The sequence below is a fragment of the Paenibacillus spiritus genome, assembly GCF_008710135.1.
GTDB classification, from domain to species: domain Bacteria; phylum Bacillota; class Bacilli; order Paenibacillales; family Paenibacillaceae; genus Paenibacillus_AQ; species Paenibacillus_AQ glufosinatiresistens.
The window spans coordinates 43,126-59,885 of sequence record NZ_VYKK01000012.1 but is presented as its reverse complement, the minus strand read 5'-3'; the positions used below and the strand labels follow the sequence as shown (position 1 = coordinate 59,885).

Here is a 16,760-nt window from a genome sequence, read left to right as displayed (position 1 = left end):
GCCTGCCGGAGCAGAGGACCCCCTCCTGCCTGCTCCGGCAGGTTATATAGCAGACCGCAGACCCGCAGCCGTTCAACGGCGGCGGGTCTGTCTTTTTATCCGAACCAATACGTGATATACACCAGCGCCAGCAGGCCGGCAATGAAGGAATACGTGGAAGGCCGCTCATAGCCATGGCCGTGGCTCTCGGGAATCAACTCCTTGTAGACGATGAACAGCATGGCTCCCGCTGCGAACGCCAAGCCGTAGCCAACGACATTCCGAATCGAATTCGCCAAGAAATAGCCGACAGCTGCCGACACCATCTCCATCAGCCCCGTCACCGTAACGAACTTCAGCGTCCTGCGCCTGGACACCTTGGAATTTATGAGGAAGACCGCCAGAATAAGCCCCTCGGGCATATTCTGGGCGCCGATCGCAATCGCCACCATCGGACCCAGTGACGCCTGCTCGCTCGCGTAGCTGAAGCCGGTGCTGAGGCCCTCGGGAATGTTGTGAATGAACAGCGCGATCAGCACCAGAAGCGCCTTGGCGTCCACGCCCGCCGACCCCGGCTTATTCTCAACATCCATATGCGGAACCGTCCGCTCAATGACATCCAGCAGCAGCACGCCGGTGACCAGGCCGAGCGTCAGCGCAATCGCTCCCGATTCCTTCAGCGCCTGGGGCATCAGCCCGAACGTCGAAGCGGACACCATAATTCCTGCGGTAAAAGCGACCAGAATATCCTTCCACTTCTCGGACAGCGTCCGGACCAGCAGAATCGGCGCCGCGCCGAGCACCGTGGCCATCGCCGACAGAAAGCTGCCGAGCATTGCCGTCTCCACTCCCCATCTCCTCCTTGAACCAAGCATGCTTCACCCTATGCCTTAAGCAAGCCCTCTATGCTCCTCAACGGCTATTCTCTATATAAAAGAATAAATATATATTGTAATTCGATAAATATATGTTAAGTTATAATAAAAAACAGTGAGGTGTTTTGTCGTGAAACGGGAGACTCTGATATTGAGGCTGGCGATTTGGGGCATCGGAATTCCGGTTCTTCTTCTGTGCGTCTGGGTCTTGCCCCGGGTGCTGGGGCATCCGGCCAATCCCGAGTATGCGCGCTGGCTGTATCCGGTCATTGCGGGGATGTACGCTTCGGCGGTACCTTTCTTCATTGCGCTCTATCAGGCCATGAGCCTGCTGCGCTTTATCGACCGGAACGAGGCTTTCTCGGAATTGTCCGTCAGCGCCCTGAAGACAATCAAGCGCTGCGCAGGCGTCATCGCTCTGCTGTACGCCGCTGTGCTTCCTTTCCTGTATTTGATCGCGGAGAAGGATGACGCTCCCGGGCTTATTCTGCTCGGATTGGTCGTTGTATTTGCAGCCTTGGTCATCGGCGTATTCGCCGCCGTTCTGCAGCAGCTGCTGAACAAGGCCATCGAAATCCAGTCCGAGAACGAATTGACGGTCTAGAGGTGAATGCTATGGCGATTATTATTCATATTGATGTGATGCTGGCGAAGCGGAAGATGAGCGTCACCGAACTGTCCGAGCGTGTCGGCATCACGATGGCGAATCTGTCGATCCTCAAGAACGGCAAGGCCAAGGCCGTCCGCTTGTCCACGCTCGATGCCATTTGCCGGGCGCTGGACTGCCAGCCGGGCGATCTTCTGGAGTACCGGGATGACGAAGAGGACGAAGATGCCGATTCTCCCGAAGCTTGAATTCGCTCCGGCGCTGCCCGCCCGCTTCAAGTTCTTCTCCGTTCAGCTCCTGTGGTTCGGTTATCACCAGGCGATGAGCTGTCTGTTCCCGCTCGCCATCTTCGGAACGCTCGCCTTGTCTCAGGCCATTTCATGGCCCGGTTATCTTCACCGCTACGATGCCATTCTGCTCCTTCTTCTGGGCGTACAGCTCCTGATGTACCTGAGCGGGCTGGAGACGCCGGATGAAATCAAGGTCATCTGCGTCTTCCATCTGATCGGACTTGCGCTGGAGCTGTACAAGGTTCATATGGGCTCTTGGTCGTACCCCGAGCCGGGCTGCACTAAGCTGCTGGGCGTGCCCTTGTACAGCGGCTTCATGTATGCCAGCGTCGCGAGCTACATGTGCCAGGTCTGGCGGCGGCTGCGGATGGATATGACCGGATGGCCGGGCCTTCCCGCCGCCGGCCTGCTCGGCGGGGCGATTTACTTGAACTTTTTTACCCACCACTTCCTGCCCGATGTCCGCTGGTGGCTGACGGCGCTGGTGCTCCTCGTATTCCGCAGAACCCGGATTCTCTACCGGGTCAGAGAGAAGGTGTACCGGATGCCGCTCACCGTTGCCTTCTGCCTTGTCGGCTTCTTCATCTGGCTGGCCGAGAATATTGCGACCTTCCTGGGAGCCTGGACGTATCCCGACCAGCGGGAGAGCTGGCACCTCGTCGGCTTCGGCAAGATCAGCTCCTGGTTCCTGCTGGTCATCATCAGCGTCATTATCGTCGCCCAGCTGAAGCACGTCAAAGGCCGCAGAATGTCATGAGAGTCCTTCTTCAGCGGCCGGTGCGGCACATACTTTCTACATATTTTCCTCCTATACTGAACGTAAAGTTCTTCATTACAATCTTTGGGGGAAATGAATGTATGACGATGACGCATTACATGTCGCTGCTGTCGGATAACCAGCCCTGGAATCTGATTCTGTTCATGGCGATTCCGGTCATTCTGGCCGAGACGATTACGGTCACCGAGTTCTTTATCCTGTTCACCCGCAATCTGCACGGACGGCTGCGCGCCTTCAACCGGATCTGCAGCATCATCGCCGGCCTGTACTTTACCGGGGTCTTCCTGTATCTCTTCCCGGGCACCTTCATTCCGTTGACGGCGGACGGAGAATGGCATACCTGGGTGGACGTCGTAGCGGTCAGCTTCTACCTGGCCGGAGTGCTGTTCCTGCTGCCGCTGGCCCTGCTGGACCTCGGCGTGATCGGGCGCAAGCGCACGGAGGAGGAACGGCTGAAGCTTCACTTCCTGCTCGTCAGCGGCTTCCTCGTTGTCGCCCACGTCGCCATGATCTTCGGTATGGTGAATCCCGAGATTGTCAGCGGCATGCCGGGCATGCATCACTGAACCCGGATGCGATTCATTTCAAAAAAGGACGTTGAAGCGATGGCTTCAACGTCCTTTTGGCATATCCGCTTCCCGGCCCTCCGGCGGGCCGTCCTCTTCCCGTCTTCCCGGGTCCAGCCGGATCTCGAAGCGGCTGCCGCGCCCGGGACGGCTCTCCACCCCAAGCTCTCCGCCCTGGAGCTCCACCAGCTTCCGGGCAATGGCCAGACCCAGGCCGCTCCCGCCGTAGCGGCGCGATCTCGACTTCTCGACCCGGTAGAACCGGTCGAAGATATAAGGCGCTTCTTCCTCCGGAATGCCGATTCCGGTATCCTCCACGGCCAGGAAGACCCGGCCGCTTCGCTGCCCGAGCTCGACGGCGATGCCGCCCTTCTCGGTGTACCGCACGGCGTTCTCCAGCAGATTGAGCACGATCTGCTCCAGCCGCAGACCGTCGCCGTAGACGAGCGGCGTTCCGGGGGCCAGATCCGTCCGAAGCGACAACTGCTTGGCGTCCGCTTTGAGCCGGATTTTGCGGACCGCGTTGTCGGCGATTTCCGCCAGGTCGATCCACTCCAGCGACAGGGAAATCACGCCTTCCTCCATCTTCGCCAGATCGAACAGGTCATCGACCAGACGCTCCACGCGCTTCGCTTCTTCATGAATAATGTCCAGATACTTGTCCTTCTCTTCCTCGGTGTCGTAGAGGCGCTGGCGGAGGACCCGGGCATAGCCCTCCAGATAGGTGATCGGCGTGCGCAGCTCATGCGAGATATTGGCCAGGAACTCCTGGCGCGTATCGCGGTACCGCTGCAGTTCCACCGCCAGATGGTTGATGGAGTCCGACAATACGCCGATCTCGTCATTGCGCCGGATCGCCAGGCGCGTCTCCAGCTCCCCGGCGGCAATCCGGCGGGTCGCCGCCTGCATTTGCAGCAGCGGGCGGGTCAGGAGACGGGCAATAATCCAGGCGAAGCCCAGCGCGAGTACAAAAGCGCCCGCCCCGGCCAGCCACAGCACATGGCGGACCGATGAAATCGACTCCTCCATCTGCCGGGTCGAGGACAGGACATAGACGGCGGCGGTGACGCCGTCTCCTGCGCTGTCACCGCCGGCGATGGGCCTTGCCGCGATGAAGTACCGTTCCCCCCGGTCATTCCGGTGTTCCAGCTCCACCGCTTCTCCGGCGAACAGACGCTTCAGATCGCCCGGATGAATATAGCTCCGGTCGGACGCGTCATGGTCGCCCGAACGTTCCAGCACCTCGCCCGATTCCGAGACAACGACGAAGCTCACGTTCGAGAAGTCGGCGAACTGGAGCAGCGCTTCGTCGGCTCCCTCCCCCGGCGTGTGCGATTCGCTCATGGAAGCGAAGTGATTCGTCAATTCATCGACTTCCGTTCTCATCTCGGCATTGTAGAAATTGGTGAACACACGGTTGACCGTCAGTCCCAGCGTCAGCAGAACGGCCGCAAAGGCGCCCAGCAGCATCAGGCCCAGCTTGAAGCCGATCTTATTCCGGCTCATCGGCTTGGCCCGCCCCGCTAAATTTGTACCCGACTCCCCAGACCGTCTGAACCGGATTGTAGCCGAGGCCCGCTCTCCGGACCTTCTCCCGGATGTTCTTGATATGCGTATCGACCGCCCGGGTCTCCCCTTCGTAGTCGCCTCCCCAGACCAGACTGACCAGCTCCTCCCGGCTGAAGGCGCGCTTCTCGTTCTTCGCCAGCGTCAGCAGCAGATCGAATTCCTTCGGAGTGAACTCGACCGGAAGGCCGGACACCCGAACTTCCCGGCCTTCGGGCAGAATCGCCAACCGTCCGTATTCCAGCCGCGGCACAGCCGCTCCCGCCGCCGGATGAAGGGCCGTCCGGCGGATCAGGGAATGAATCCGGGCCAGCAGTTCCTCCGGCTCGAACGGTTTCGTTAAATAATCGTCCGCGCCTAGTCCAAGCCCGTGTACTTTATCCTTCGTCTCCGAACGTGCCGTGAGCATCAGGACCGGCGTCTGCGCATGCTGCCGGATTCGGCGGCAGACTTCCCAGCCATCCATGTCCGGGAGCATAACATCGAGCAGGATCACGTGGAACGCCTGCCTCCCCATCAGCTCCAGCGCCTCGCTGCCGCTTGCCGCTTCGGCTACGCCGAACCCTTCCCGCGTCAGATAGATGCGCAGCAGATTGCGCATGTTCCATTCATCGTCAATGACCAGAATCTGAAGCTGTGACATCGTTCATCCCTCCTTCCCGCCGGAGATAGACACTCCGCTCCGCGAAGCCGAGCGACTTCCAGAAAGCCTGTCCCCGCTTGTTCCAGGAGAGCACCTCGACATCCAGCGCCCCGGTATCCAGGATCTCCAGCAGTCTGCCGAAGGCCACCCGGCCGCGCACCTCTTCGCCTTGCATGAACAAATAAGCCCGGTAGCCGCCGCGAAGCAGCGCCTCCATCCGAATCTTCAGCTTCGGGATTTCCAGGGGATGGTCATGTCCCTCGTCTTCAATCAGTTGGCGGTTCATATCAGCCAGCAGCTCCACATCCTGATGTCCCGCCTCTTCGACGCGCAGTTCCATTCAATTCCGCTCCTCTTCGTGCAGCTCGTCCTCCGCCGGGATAAAACGCAGCGCCGCCGAGTTCACCCGGTAGTGCAGCCCGTCCGGCGCGGGACCGTCATACAGCAGGTGGCCGAGCCAGGCGCCGCTTAACCGGCTGCGCAGCCCTGTGCGCGGCATCCCCGGCCGAAGGTCCGCTTCCCGGCGGATTCGGCCTTCGGCCAGCGGACGCCGGAAGGCCGGCCATCCGTCACCCGCCTCGTATTGATCCGCAGACGCGAACAGCGGGTCGCCGGTGATAAGGTCAACGTAAACGCCCGGCCGCCGGTTGTTCCAATAGGCATTGTCAAAAGGCGGCTCCATCCCCCGGTTCCGGGTCACCTCATATTCCAGCGGAGCAAGCGTCCGCCGCAGACGCTCGCGGTCCTCCGGCCGGTTCCACCGGGCCTCCAAGTAATCCGCCCGCCCCGATCCCTTCAGATAGAGCTTATAATCGAACGGCCGGTGCTTGTAGTAATGCTGGTGCTCCGGCTCCGCCGGATAGAACGGACCCGCCGGAAGAATCTCCGTTACAATGCGGCCGCTGAACCGGCCGCTGGCCGCAATCTCCCGCTTCGATTTCTCCGCCAGTTCCCGCTGGCGATCGCCATGGACGAAGATCGCCGTCCGGTACGAGCTTCCCCGGTCCAGGAACTGCCCGCCCGCATCTGTCGGATCAATCTGCTGCCAATACAGCCCAAGCAGCCGTTCATAGGGAAACCGCTCCGGGTCGAACACGATCCGGACGGCCTCGTAATGACCCGTAGTCTCCGTTCCGACCTCTTCATAGGTCGGATTCGCCGTCCGGCCGCCCGTGTAGCCGGATACGACCGAGACGATGCCCGGCAGCTCGTCGAACGGCTTCACCATGCACCAGAAGCAGCCCCCGGCGAAAGTCGCAAGCTCGGTACGGCTGTTCGCGGCAGCCGCTGTATCCGCTGTATCCGGTGTATCCGCTATGGCCGCCATGTCCGCTTCCCCGCAACCTGCGGGGCCCGGCGGAAGGGGCGGATTCATCTCTTGTCCGGTCATCCCGTTCTCCTCCATTCCGACGTTTGGTCTCATTTAATCGCATGCGGCGGCAAATGGCAAGCTGTTTCGGACGGGATGCCCGGCCTTGTTTTACAGCCCGGGACCGGCTTATACTAAGTAACGGTTCATCCCAAGAGCATATCCCACGTCAAGACCTGATGGAGGAATACACGAGTGGCTAGAAATGCCGAGAAAGACCAAGCGCTGCGCGAGAAGCGGCTCAACCACCTGCTGGACTGCGCGCTTGAAGTCATCGCCGTCAAGGGAATCGGGGCAGTCAGCATCAGCGATATTGCGGCCGCGGCCAAGATCAGCGTCGGCAACGTCTATCATTATTTCAAATCCAAGGACGAGATTTTTGACGAGATTCTGAAGCGGGGACAGACAGCCTACGGCGAATTTGTGACCCATACCGCCTCGCTCGATCTGCCGGCCCTGGAGAAGCTGCATCTGATCTGTTCCAGCTGGCTGTCCGTCCGCAACCACTGGGCGCATACCATCCTGATTCACAGCGCCCGCCTGGCGGAGACTTCCCTGCCGGGAACGCGCAGTCAGGTAACAGAGCGGTTCACCCGGAACCTGCTGCCCGTCTCCGCCATTATCGAGCAGGGACAGCGGGAGGGCGCAGTGATCGACGGCGATCCGCTGGAGCTGGCGTTCTATCTGGTCAGCCTGATCCAGGGCCTGACCCTGCAGCGCGTTCCGGGCGCAGAGGTGCAGGCGCCGATTCGGGTAGACGGCGTGCTGAAGCTGCTGGACAAGAGAAACCGAATTTAACGCCCTCCAAGGGGATGTCAGTGATAAAAATCATCTTGACATCCCCTTACTCGTCAGAACATAATACGAATATGACAAACCGATTAATTATTCGGTTTGTACCTCAACCTATTTCGACCAGACACACTGGAGAGAATGGTTTTTTTATTCCCTATAAAACCAAGTATTTTTATCTGATTAATTAATAAAACAAGGAGGCGGTTTCGTGCTAGCCATTCACCAGCTTCACCGCACTTTTGACACGCCGGCCGGGCCGGTTACGGCGCTTCATGATATCCGGCTGCAGATTCAGGAAGGCCAGCTGGTGACCTTCATCGGTCCGAGCGGCTGCGGCAAGAGCACGCTGCTCAAGATTGTAGCCGGGCTCGACACCGGCTACACCGGCCAGGTCGAGTTGAACGGCAAGGCCATTTCGGGCCCCGGCATCGACAAAGGCGTTATTTTTCAGGAACCGCGCCTCTTTCCCTGGCTGACCGTAGAGAAGAACATTGCCGCCAACCTGTCGCTGCGCAGCCCCGAGGTCCGCAAGCGGGTCGCCGAGCTGATTGAACTCGTCCGGCTTCAAGGCTTTGAACGGGCGTACCCCCGGGAGCTGTCCGGCGGCATGGCCCAACGGGTCGCCATCGCCCGCGCCCTGCTGCGCAGGCCGGAGGTGCTGCTTCTCGATGAGCCGTTCGGCGCGCTGGACGCTTTTACCAGATCGCATATGCAGGAAGTGCTGCTCGACATCTGGGAACGCAACCGCACAACCATGCTGTTTGTCACGCACGATCTCGACGAAGCGGTCTTCCTCGGGGAACGCGTCGTGATTATGAACCCCCGGCCCGGGCATATCCGCAGCGTCATCGACATCGACCTTCCCTATCCCCGCAGACGCAGCAGCACCTCCTTCCAGGAATACCGCACCCTTGTCCTCCGTGAATTCGAGAAAGTGGAAGGCCCGGCCATCGACCGGGGAGCCGGCATCTAAATTTATCTGACTATAAGGAGCTGTCTTTCTATGAAAAATAAAACGTTCGCCCTGCTCGCCCTCTTCGTCCTGCTGCTGGCCGTGGCCGGCTGCGGCAGCGGCAGCAACGACTCGAGCGTCAACGCCGCTGCCTCCTCCGCAGGACCCGACGGGAAATCCGGCGCGCTGAACCTGGCTGCCTCCCCCTCCTACGAAGGCGTGACGGTTCGCATCGGTTATCAGGGCAAGGGCGGTCTGTTCGGTAAAATCCGGGAAGAGAAATGGTTCGAGGAAGCCTTCGCCCCCTTCGGCGCCAAGGTCGAATTCTCCGAGTTCCAGAGCGGTCCGCCGATGGTAGAGGCGATGGCCTCCAACCACCTCGATTTTGCCGGCATGGGCAATCTGCCCCCGATTGCGGCACAGGCCGCAGGCATTGATTTCAAAATCGTGTCCCAGACGCTCAGCGGCAAGAACAACGTCGCTCTGATCGTGCCTAAGGACAGCGCCATACAATCCGCCGCCGACTTGAAAGGCAAGAAGGTTGCCGTCACCAAAGGAAGCAATGCCTTCAACTTCCTGTATCAGCTTTTGGAGAAAGCGGGCTTGAAGGAATCCGATCTTCAGGTCATCCAGCTTCAGCCGGATGAGACGCAGGCCGCCTTCGATGCCGGCAAGGTGGATGCCTGGTCCGTCTGGGATCCGAGCATTACGCTGAACACGGCCACCGGCAAAGCGCGGATTGTCGCCGACGGAGAAAGCGCGGGCGTGCTGTCCCCCTCCTTCCAGCTTGTGCGGACCAAGTTCGCCGATCAATCCCCGGAGCTGGTCGTGGCTTATCTGAAAGTGATCGAGAAGGCGCTCCGCTGGCAGGAAGCGCACAACGATGAAGCGATGCAGCGTTATGCGGACGAGAACCAGATTCCCGTGGACCTGATGAGGGGCTTCCAGGAGCGTTCCGCCTATATCAATACGCCGGTGAGCCCGGAGACAATCGCCCAGCAGCAGGCCACCGCAGATTTCCAATACAAGCTCGGCACCATCAAAAAGCAGGTCAATGTCTCGGAGGTATTCGACAATCGCTATATCGAAGAGGCGCTCACCGAGTATGCTGCCGAGAACAGCAAGCCCTGATTCCATCCCCGAAGGAGCGTGACGTCCGTGTCCGTTAGAACAAGCAAGTTCGCTATCCGCTCGGCCAACGCCCTTATCGGTCTGCTGCTGCCCCTTGCTCTGCTCGCCGTATGGCAGTATGCGACGTCGCGGGGCCTCGTCAACGCCGTCCTCATTCCTCCGCCCCGCGCGATCTGGGAGGCGCTGACGGACATGGCCCGCTCCGGCGAATTAGGGAGCAATCTCTGGATCTCCGCGAAGCGCGCAACGCTCGGCTTTCTGCTCGGCGGCGGTCTGGGACTGGCCGCCGGGCTGTGGGTCGGGTTCTCGCTGAAGGCCGAGCGGCTGCTCGATCCTTCCATCCAGCTGCTCCGCACACTGCCCCATCTGGCTGTTGCGCCGCTGTTCATTCTGTGGTTCGGCTTTGACGAGACCTCAAAAGTTCTGCTGATCGCCAAGGCGGCCTTCTTTCCGCTCTACGTCAATACGTTCCTGGGCGTCCGCTCGGTGAACAACGAGCTGTTCGACGTTGCCCGCGTGCTGGAATTCACCCGGGCCCAGACCATCGCAAGGCTTGTGCTTCCGGCTTCGCTGCCCTCCGTCTTCCTCGGCATGCGGCTGTCCATCGGCGTCAGCTGGCTGGCGCTCGTGGTCGCGGAACTGATGGGGTCGAGCTCGGGCATCGGCTATATTATCAATGACGCCCGGTCGTTCTCGCTTACCGCCGTCATCTTCGTAGGGATTCTGGTCTTTGCGGCCGTCGGCAAGCTGACCGACTCGATAGTCCGGCTGGCGGAATCCCGCCTGCTGCGGTGGCAGGACAACCGGCAGGGAGGAGGAGCTTAAATGAACGAACTGATCGATCATCCGGCGCCGGCCTCCGTGCATGCCGCCGCTTCCGGGGCTGCGGCTCCATCGGCCGCTTCCCGGGGTCCGCTGCCCCGGGCCCGTCCGGCCGTCCGGCGGCGCATTCGTCCCGCCGGCTGGCAGGGCTGGATCGTCCCGGCAGCCGTCCTGCTTCTCTGGCAGACCGTATCCATGCTCGGATGGGTCTCTGGAACGCTGCTGCCCGCTCCCTCGCGCATCGTCCAATCGCTGGTTCGGCTCTCTCTCTCGGGCGAACTGTTCCGGCATCTCGGCGCAAGCGCCTTTCGCGCCGCGTCCGGTTGTCTGCTCGGAGGCGCGACGGGCCTGCTCCTGGGGTTGTTCACCGGGCTCGGTAAATGGGCCGAGCGGACGCTGGACCCCTCTATGCAGATGCTCAGAACCGTGCCGCTGATGACTTTGATTCCGTTGTTCATTCTGTGGTTCGGCGTCGGGGAATTCTCCAAAATTCTGCTGATCGCGCTCGGTTCTTTCTTCCCGGTCTACTTCCATACCTTCCTCGGCGTGCGGGCGGCCGACCGGAAGCTGCACGAAGTCACGCTGGTCCTTCAGTATTCGCCCTGGCACAAGCTGACGGCGCTGGTGCTTCCCGCCGCGCTCCCCAACCTTCTGCTCGGCGTCAGGCTGGCCGTCAGCGCCTCCTGGCTCATCCTCGCCATCGCGGAGATGATGGGAGCAAGCTCGGGAATCGGCTACATGATCCAGGATGCCCGCGTGTTCAGCAATACGGACATCGTCTTTGTCGGCCTGATCGTCTTCATGGCCGCAGGCAAGCTGTCCGATGTCGGCGTCCGGGCGCTGGAGCGGCGCTGGCTGAAGTGGAGCACCGCATACAAAGGCTGAGGACGGATCCCTACTACTATTCAACGGAGGCGACTACTTATGACCCGTACCCGTGACGGACAGCTTCATCTCGGAGCATTCCTGTATTTCAGCGGACATCATCACGCCGGCTGGCGGCATCCCGCTTCGGGCGTGGAGCAGATGTTCGACATCAAGCTGTACGAACAGCTGGCGAAGACGGCCGAACGCGGCAAGTTCGACATGATCTTCTTCGCCGACCTGCTGCATCTCATCTACCCCGGCCGGGCGGCGGCCGGCATGCTGGACCCCGTGTCGCTGCTCTCTGCACTCTCCATGGTCACCTCGCACATCGGTCTGACGGCAACGGTCTCCACTACCTACAACGAGCCTTTTCACGTCGCGCGCCGGATGGCAACGCTGGATCTTATCAGCGGCGGCCGGGCGGGCTGGAATATCGTCACCTCGCAGGTTGACGCCGAAGCGCATAACTTCGGCCGGGAGAAGCACCCCGAGCACAGCCTCCGCTACGAGATGGCGGCGGAGTTCGTAGAGGTCGTCACCCGGCTGTGGGACAGCTGGGAGGACGACGCGCTGGTGCTGGACCGGAAGGAAGGCGTCTTCGCCGATGTCTCCAAGCTTCATCCGGTCGACTACCAAGGCGAGTGGTACAATTCCAGGGGACCGCTTATCACCCCCCGGCCGCCGCAGGGCTATCCGGTGCTGATCCAGGCGGGGTCTTCCGAACCGGGCCAGGCATTCGCCGCCCGGATCGGCGAGGTGATCTTCACCGCCCAGCAATCGCTGCCGGCCGCGCAGGCCTTCTACAGCAGGCTGAAAGCCAAGGTGGCCGCGTCCGGACGGGAGCCGGACAGTCTGCTCATCATGCCGGGCCTCTCTCCGATTCTGGGCTCGACCGAAGAAGAAGCGAAGCGCCGCGAACGCGAGCTGCTTGACCTGATCGACCCGGAGGAGGCGGTCATGATGGTGTCCGGCATTCTTCAGGTTGATCTCGGCGGGTACCCGGCCGACGGTCCGCTGCCGGACATCCCCGATCCCGTCGAATCGAGCAACGGAATGAAGAGCCGGGTTCAGCTCATTATGGATCTGGCCCGCAAGGACAATCTGTCCATCCTGGAGCTCGGCCGGAGGCTGCTCGGCGCAAGAGGCCATATGCAATTCGTAGGCACCCCCGGGCAGCTCGCGGATCTGATGGAGGAATGGTTCGAGCAGCGCGGCTGCGACGGCTTCAACATCATGCCGCCGGTGCTGCCGGGCGACCTGGACATCTTCGTCGATCAGGTGGTGCCTGTCCTTCAGAAGAGGGGCCTGTTCCGCACCGAGTACGAAGGCTCCACACTTCGGGATCATCTGGGCCTGGCCCGGCCGCAGATTGGACATTTTCGGCAGCCCAACGGCACTTTTGCCGTATAACCTCCTGAAACGCCTCAAGCTCTCCGGGAATTTCTCCCGGAGAGCTTTGGCATGCCCTGACCCATCCCTATCCGGCATGAGAGGGGCTTGGATGCTGCACATCATGATGTAATTTATATACAGGGCGTTATTGCCATAATATACTGATGGGAGCAAAAGGAGGAATTTAATTGTGAACCACAAGAGTTATTCCCGTCTGATTCTTCAATGCATCACCGGCCTGCTGGCCATCGTTCTCTTCGGTCTGTTCGTGTGTCCGGGCCTGTACCGCTACGATGAGCTTGAACAGAAGTATCCCGTCCGAATCAACCGCATTACCGGCACCACCCATGTTCTTGTCCAGGGCCAATGGATCAAATCCGAAGCCAAGAATGCCGCCTACTTCACGGGGCTGCAGCAGAACAGCAATGAGACGGACTATACCATTACGCAGATGTCCTCCATGCTGCAGCAGCAGCTTGACCTTTTTCGCCAGCAGCTGGAGCAGGACCTTCGGAACGTCTACCCTACCCCCTCGCCATCCTTTTATTCCACCGAGTATCCGCCGCTGAACGGCAAGACCGGGAACTGAGTTCATTCACGCCGTGAACCCCGAACCCCATCGAAAGAGGCCTCTCCGAAGTTCACTGAACTTCGGAGAGGCCTCTGCTTTCGTGCGATTTATTGATTTATTGAAACCTTACATCATGCCGCCCATACCGCCCATGTCAGGAGCCATTGGCTTCTCTGGAGCCGGCTTGTCGGCGATCACAGCTTCGGTCGTCAGGAACAGACCTGCTACGGAAGCGGCATGCTGCAGTGCGGAACGGGTAACCTTGGCCGGATCGACGATACCGGCTTCGATCATGTTCACCCACTCGTCGGTAGCGGCGTTGTAGCCGATGCCGACTTCTTCCTTCTTCAGACGGTCCACGATAACGGAACCTTCCTGGCCGGCATTCGCGGCGATGGTGCGGATCGGCTCTTCCAGAGCGCGCAGCACGATGTTCACGCCGGTCTTCTCGTCGCCGGTTACATCGACAGCGGCAACGGCTTTGTAGACATTGACCAGAGCGGTACCGCCGCCGGATACGATGCCTTCTTCAACCGCAGCGCGGGTTGCGTTCAGGGCGTCTTCGATGCGAAGCTTGCGTTCTTTCAGCTCGGTCTCGGTAGCGGCGCCGACTTTCACAACGGCTACGCCGCCGGCCAGCTTGGCCAGACGTTCCTGCAGCTTCTCCTTGTCGAACTCGGAAGTCGTTTCTTCGAGCTGGGAGCGGATCTGGCTGACACGGGCCTGGATGTCTTCCTTGGCGCCTGCGCCGTCCACGATCGTGGTGTTCTCTTTGGTTACGCGCACTTGACGGGCATTGCCGAGCTGGTCGACCGTTGTGCTCTTCAGATCCAGACCGAGCTTCTCGGTAATTACCTGGCCGCCGGTCAGAGCGGCGATATCCTGCAGCATGGCTTCGCGGCGGTCGCCAAAGCCAGGAGCCTTGACAGCCACAGCGTTAAATGTGCCGCGCAGCTTGTTGACGATCAGCATGGCCTGAGCTTCGCCTTCGATATCTTCGGCGATAATCACCAGCGGACGGGACTGCTGAACGATCTTCTCAAGCAGCGGCAGAATCTCTTGCGTGCTGCTGATCTTCTTGTCGGTGATGAGGATGTAAGGATTGTCCAGAACCGCTTCCATCTTGTCCGTGTCGGTAATCATGTACGGGGAGATGTAGCCGCGGTCGAACTGCATGCCTTCCACCACTTCCAGCTCGGTCGCGAAGCCGCGGGATTCTTCGACGGTGATAACGCCGTCCTTGCCCACCTTCTCCATCGCTTCGGCGATCAGCTGGCCCACTTCCTCGTCGGCTGCGGAAATCGCGGCAACCTGGGCGATGGACTGCTTGCCTTCGATCGGCTTGGCGATCTTCTGCAGTTCTTCAACAGCGGCGCGAACGGCCTTGTCGATGCCTTTGCGCAGTCCGATCGGGCTGGCGCCTGCCGTTACGTTCTTCAGGCCTTCGCGAATCAGCGCTTGCGCCAGAACCGTTGCCGTTGTCGTACCGTCGCCGGCGACGTCGTTCGTCTTGGTCGCTACTTCCTTCACGAGCTGGGCGCCCATGTTCTCAAAAGCGTCTTCCAGTTCGATCTCCTTGGCGATCGTTACGCCGTCGTTCGTGATCAGCGGGCTGCCGAATTTCTTCTCCAGCACAACGTTGCGGCCTTTCGGTCCGAGCGTTACCTTAACAGCGTTAGCCAGGGCGTCTACCCCGCGGAGCATTGCGTGACGCGCTTCTTCACTGAACTTAATATCTTTAGCCATGATTCAAATTACCTCCCTGTTAAATTGTAAGTATTTGAATGTCGTTCTTATGCAAATCGTCTTAGCCGAGAATGGCGTGAATGTCGCTTTCTTTCATAATCAAATACTCTTTGCCTTCGTACTTGATTTCAGTTCCGGCATATTTGGAGAAGAGCACACGGTCGCCTTCCTTGACTTCCAGCGGCACGCGCACGCCGTCTTTCAGCGCACCGGCGCCAACGGCTACGATTTTGCCTTCCTGCGGCTTCTCCTTGGCGGAGTCGGGCAGTACGATACCGAACGAAGTCGTCTGCTCCTGCTCGATCGGTTCCACCAATACGCGTTCACCTAAAGGTTTGATCATGAAAAACAGCCTCCTTTAATTATGTGGTTGGTCAAGCGGCTGCGGCAACGCCATGCGGGCAAGAAGCGCAGAGCCGCGTTGCGGGTATCCGCCTTTATTAGCACTCGACATCGCGTAGTGCTAACAACAATTTTTATATTACTCAACTTGCGGGCGGATTTCAAGTCCCTGCACACTCTTTTTCCCACAAATTCAGGAAAAAGCGCTCCGGGGGGCTGTCCCCCCCGAAACCTCTCTTCCATTCTATCCACGGCTGGGAGAATTATGCCTCCCGAATATAGCGCGCCTCCCGCGCCGCGTCGGCCGCCAGCTGCTTGCGGTAGACCAGCGCCGACAGCAGAACGCTGAATTCATAGAGCGCAAGCAGCGGAATCGTCACCAGAATATCGGAGATGAAGTCGGGCGGCGTAATGACGACCGCGATGAAGACGAGTGCGAAATAGGCGTACCGGCGAAGCTTCCTAAGCCGCATCGGGTTCAAGAGCCGGATGCGGGTCAGGAACAGCACGGCCAGCGGCAGCTCGAACAGCAGCGCCAGCGGCAGCACCAGATTGAACATGAAATCGAAATACTGCGTAATCCCATAGGTCTCGGCCAGCCCCAAGTTCCGGTTCACCGAAGCGGTAAAGGCCAGCGCCATCGGGAAAACGATATAATAACCGAAGGCAAGGCCCGCCACGAACAGCAGAAAGACATAAGGGACATACCGCAGCGCCGCGCTCCGCTCTTCGGGGTGAAGCGCCGGACGGACGAATGCCCAGATCTGATAAACGATGAACGGCAGGCCGACCGCCAGCGCAACGGCCATGGCAATCTTCATATAGATGCCGATTCCGTCCCAGGATGCGAAGGCATGCAGCTGATACCCCTGGGCGCTCTCAGCGCGAATCAGATAGCGATAGACCGGCTGCGCGCAGTACAGCCCGCCGATCAGTCCGATGAAGAGAACGGCCAGCACGCCGATCAGCCTGCGCCGCAGCTCGGTCAAATGCTCGACGAGCGACATTTCTTCCTGTTGTTGCGATCCCGCCACGTTCGTCACTCCCCCCGCGCGCAATCTGTGAAAGGCGGTTCTTTCTACAAAAAAAGGGCCGCCGGCCGGCAGCTCGGCGGTCATCCCTCTTGTTCTGTCTAAAATCCGGCCAGAAGCCGTTCGGGCCAGCGGTCTTCTCTAAGGCAACCGCTTGTCCGGTTCAGCCTGCGCCGTCTGCTGCGGACCGGAAGCCGCACGCGCCGAATCCTCGGCCAGCACCTCGCGTGTGCCGTCCTTGAATTCACGGAAGGTTCTTCCCACCGCGCGCCCCAGCTCAGGCAGCTTGTTCGGACCGAAGAGAAGCAGGGCAAGAATGGCGAGCAGTATAAATCCCGGTGTTCCGATGGAGTTGAACATTCGGATTCCTCCCGTTCCAGATTAACGTAGCCTAACTTCCTTATCATACCATAACTTATATCACATGCGAACCGCAGC

General features: G+C 59.9%; 20 protein-coding genes. 11 read left to right on the top strand and 9 right to left on the bottom strand.

Translation table 11 applies throughout. The features are described from left to right. Positions 1–95: 95 nt before the first annotated feature. The gene (locus F4V43_RS09390) at positions 96–827 is read right to left on the bottom strand and encodes a ZIP family metal transporter (protein WP_150457987.1); all 732 of its coding nucleotides are present in this window, start codon (positions 825–827) and stop codon (positions 96–98) included. Positions 828–1,005: 178 nt separating this feature from the next. On the opposite strand from F4V43_RS09390, the gene F4V43_RS09385 reads away from it, so the two are divergent. The 4 genes from F4V43_RS09385 (at position 1,006) to F4V43_RS09370 (ending at position 3,095) form a co-directional block, all read left to right on the top strand. Beyond that, positions 1,006–1,458 carry a DUF2975 domain-containing protein gene (locus F4V43_RS09385; RefSeq protein WP_223879839.1) on the top strand — a complete coding sequence of 151 codons (453 nt, stop codon included), beginning with the start codon at positions 1,006–1,008 and terminating at the stop codon, positions 1,456–1,458. A gap of 11 nt (positions 1,459–1,469) precedes the next feature. Beyond that, on the top strand, positions 1,470–1,709 hold the full coding sequence (locus F4V43_RS09380; protein WP_150457985.1) for a helix-turn-helix domain-containing protein: 240 nt from the start codon (positions 1,470–1,472) through the stop codon (positions 1,707–1,709). Continuing rightward, entirely contained in the window at positions 1,687–2,508 is an 822-nt protein-coding gene (locus F4V43_RS09375) for a DUF817 domain-containing protein (protein WP_150458120.1), read from the top strand. Before F4V43_RS09380 ends, F4V43_RS09375 begins: the two co-directional genes overlap by 23 nt. Before the next feature lie 101 nt (positions 2,509–2,609). Beyond that, positions 2,610–3,095 carry a DUF6803 family protein gene (locus F4V43_RS09370; RefSeq protein ID WP_150457984.1) on the top strand — a complete coding sequence of 162 codons (486 nt, stop codon included), beginning with the start codon at positions 2,610–2,612 and terminating at the stop codon, positions 3,093–3,095. 45 nt (positions 3,096–3,140) lie between these two features. Here F4V43_RS09370 and F4V43_RS09365 read toward each other — a convergent pair whose 3' ends face one another. From F4V43_RS09365 to msrA, 4 genes are read right to left on the bottom strand one after another with little or no spacing between them, the layout of a single operon-like run. Next, a complete protein-coding gene (locus F4V43_RS09365; protein WP_150457983.1) occupies positions 3,141–4,601 on the bottom strand; it encodes a sensor histidine kinase in 1,461 nt (486 codons plus the stop codon). Beyond that, complete coding sequence (locus F4V43_RS09360) at positions 4,588–5,304, bottom strand: response regulator transcription factor (RefSeq protein ID WP_150457982.1); 717 nt, start codon at positions 5,302–5,304, stop codon at positions 4,588–4,590. The genes F4V43_RS09365 and F4V43_RS09360 overlap by 14 nt, the downstream gene beginning before the upstream one ends. Continuing rightward, entirely contained in the window at positions 5,276–5,644 is a 369-nt protein-coding gene (locus F4V43_RS09355; protein ID WP_150457981.1) for a hypothetical protein, read from the bottom strand. The genes F4V43_RS09360 and F4V43_RS09355 overlap by 29 nt, the downstream gene beginning before the upstream one ends. Continuing rightward, positions 5,645–6,631, bottom strand: a complete 987-nt coding sequence (gene msrA / locus F4V43_RS09350) for a peptide-methionine (S)-S-oxide reductase MsrA (protein WP_150458119.1) — start codon at positions 6,629–6,631, stop codon at positions 5,645–5,647. It lies immediately after the preceding gene. Positions 6,632–6,868: 237 nt separating this feature from the next. Here msrA and F4V43_RS09345 point away from each other — a divergent pair, with 237 nt between their 5' ends. The 7 genes from F4V43_RS09345 to F4V43_RS09315 all read left to right on the top strand — a co-directional run bounded on the left by F4V43_RS09345 (position 6,869) and on the right by F4V43_RS09315 (position 13,221). Beyond that, positions 6,869–7,471, top strand: coding sequence for a TetR/AcrR family transcriptional regulator (locus F4V43_RS09345; protein WP_150457980.1), 603 nt, complete (start codon positions 6,869–6,871; stop codon positions 7,469–7,471). 205 nt (positions 7,472–7,676) lie between these two features. Further along, positions 7,677–8,441 (top strand): ABC transporter ATP-binding protein, encoded by a 765-nt coding sequence (locus tag F4V43_RS09340; protein WP_150457979.1) that lies wholly within the window; start codon positions 7,677–7,679, stop codon positions 8,439–8,441. Between the two features lie 30 nt (positions 8,442–8,471). After that, complete coding sequence (locus F4V43_RS09335) at positions 8,472–9,551, top strand: aliphatic sulfonate ABC transporter substrate-binding protein (RefSeq protein ID WP_150457978.1); 1,080 nt, start codon at positions 8,472–8,474, stop codon at positions 9,549–9,551. A gap of 27 nt (positions 9,552–9,578) precedes the next feature. Next, positions 9,579–10,376 carry an ABC transporter permease gene (locus F4V43_RS09330; RefSeq protein ID WP_150457977.1) on the top strand — a complete coding sequence of 266 codons (798 nt, stop codon included), beginning with the start codon at positions 9,579–9,581 and terminating at the stop codon, positions 10,374–10,376. After that, positions 10,377–11,258 carry an ABC transporter permease gene (locus F4V43_RS09325; RefSeq protein ID WP_150457976.1) on the top strand — a complete coding sequence of 294 codons (882 nt, stop codon included), beginning with the start codon at positions 10,377–10,379 and terminating at the stop codon, positions 11,256–11,258. A gap of 39 nt (positions 11,259–11,297) precedes the next feature. Then, complete coding sequence (locus tag F4V43_RS09320; protein ID WP_150457975.1) at positions 11,298–12,650, top strand: LLM class flavin-dependent oxidoreductase; 1,353 nt, start codon at positions 11,298–11,300, stop codon at positions 12,648–12,650. Between the two features lie 172 nt (positions 12,651–12,822). Next, on the top strand, positions 12,823–13,221 hold the full coding sequence (locus F4V43_RS09315) for a hypothetical protein (protein WP_150457974.1): 399 nt from the start codon (positions 12,823–12,825) through the stop codon (positions 13,219–13,221). A 108-nt stretch (positions 13,222–13,329) separates the two neighbouring features. Here the strand turns inward: F4V43_RS09315 and groL are convergent, their stop codons facing one another. The 4 genes from groL to F4V43_RS09295 form a co-directional block, all read right to left on the bottom strand. Continuing rightward, entirely contained in the window at positions 13,330–14,949 is a 1,620-nt protein-coding gene (gene groL / locus F4V43_RS09310; protein WP_150457973.1) for a chaperonin GroEL, read from the bottom strand. A gap of 61 nt (positions 14,950–15,010) precedes the next feature. Continuing rightward, the gene (gene groES, locus F4V43_RS09305) at positions 15,011–15,292 is read right to left on the bottom strand and encodes a co-chaperone GroES (protein WP_150457972.1); all 282 of its coding nucleotides are present in this window, start codon (positions 15,290–15,292) and stop codon (positions 15,011–15,013) included. Positions 15,293–15,554: 262 nt separating this feature from the next. Next, positions 15,555–16,298, bottom strand: a complete 744-nt coding sequence (gene tatC / locus F4V43_RS09300) for a twin-arginine translocase subunit TatC (protein WP_223879843.1) — start codon at positions 16,296–16,298, stop codon at positions 15,555–15,557. A 165-nt stretch (positions 16,299–16,463) separates the two neighbouring features. Beyond that, positions 16,464–16,682 carry a twin-arginine translocase TatA/TatE family subunit gene (locus F4V43_RS09295; protein ID WP_150457970.1) on the bottom strand — a complete coding sequence of 73 codons (219 nt, stop codon included), beginning with the start codon at positions 16,680–16,682 and terminating at the stop codon, positions 16,464–16,466. Positions 16,683–16,760: the final 78 nt, after the last annotated feature.

Excerpts from the sequence above, each read along its gene's own strand:
- F4V43_RS09380 (WP_150457985.1), top strand. The coding sequence starts at position 1,470 with ATGGCGATTATTATTCATATTGATGTGATGCTGGCGAAGCGGAAGATG.
- F4V43_RS09375 (WP_150458120.1), top strand. The coding sequence starts at position 1,687 with ATGCCGATTCTCCCGAAGCTTGAATTCGCTCCGGCGCTGCCCGCCCGC.
- F4V43_RS09370 (WP_150457984.1), top strand. The coding sequence starts at position 2,610 with ATGACGATGACGCATTACATGTCGCTGCTGTCGGATAACCAGCCCTGG.
- F4V43_RS09365 (WP_150457983.1), bottom strand. The coding sequence starts at position 4,601 with ATGAGCCGGAATAAGATCGGCTTCAAGCTGGGCCTGATGCTGCTGGGC.
- F4V43_RS09360 (WP_150457982.1), bottom strand. The coding sequence starts at position 5,304 with ATGTCACAGCTTCAGATTCTGGTCATTGACGATGAATGGAACATGCGC.
- F4V43_RS09355 (WP_150457981.1), bottom strand. The coding sequence starts at position 5,644 with ATGGAACTGCGCGTCGAAGAGGCGGGACATCAGGATGTGGAGCTGCTG.
- msrA (WP_150458119.1), bottom strand. The coding sequence starts at position 6,631 with ATGGCGGCCATAGCGGATACACCGGATACAGCGGATACAGCGGCTGCC.
- F4V43_RS09335 (WP_150457978.1), top strand. The coding sequence starts at position 8,472 with ATGAAAAATAAAACGTTCGCCCTGCTCGCCCTCTTCGTCCTGCTGCTG.
- F4V43_RS09325 (WP_150457976.1), top strand. The coding sequence starts at position 10,377 with ATGAACGAACTGATCGATCATCCGGCGCCGGCCTCCGTGCATGCCGCC.
- F4V43_RS09320 (WP_150457975.1), top strand. The coding sequence starts at position 11,298 with ATGACCCGTACCCGTGACGGACAGCTTCATCTCGGAGCATTCCTGTAT.
- groL (WP_150457973.1), bottom strand. The coding sequence starts at position 14,949 with ATGGCTAAAGATATTAAGTTCAGTGAAGAAGCGCGTCACGCAATGCTC.
- groES (WP_150457972.1), bottom strand. The coding sequence starts at position 15,292 with ATGATCAAACCTTTAGGTGAACGCGTATTGGTGGAACCGATCGAGCAG.
- tatC (WP_223879843.1), bottom strand. The coding sequence starts at position 16,298 with ATGTCGCTCGTCGAGCATTTGACCGAGCTGCGGCGCAGGCTGATCGGC.
- F4V43_RS09295 (WP_150457970.1), bottom strand. The coding sequence starts at position 16,682 with ATGTTCAACTCCATCGGAACACCGGGATTTATACTGCTCGCCATTCTT.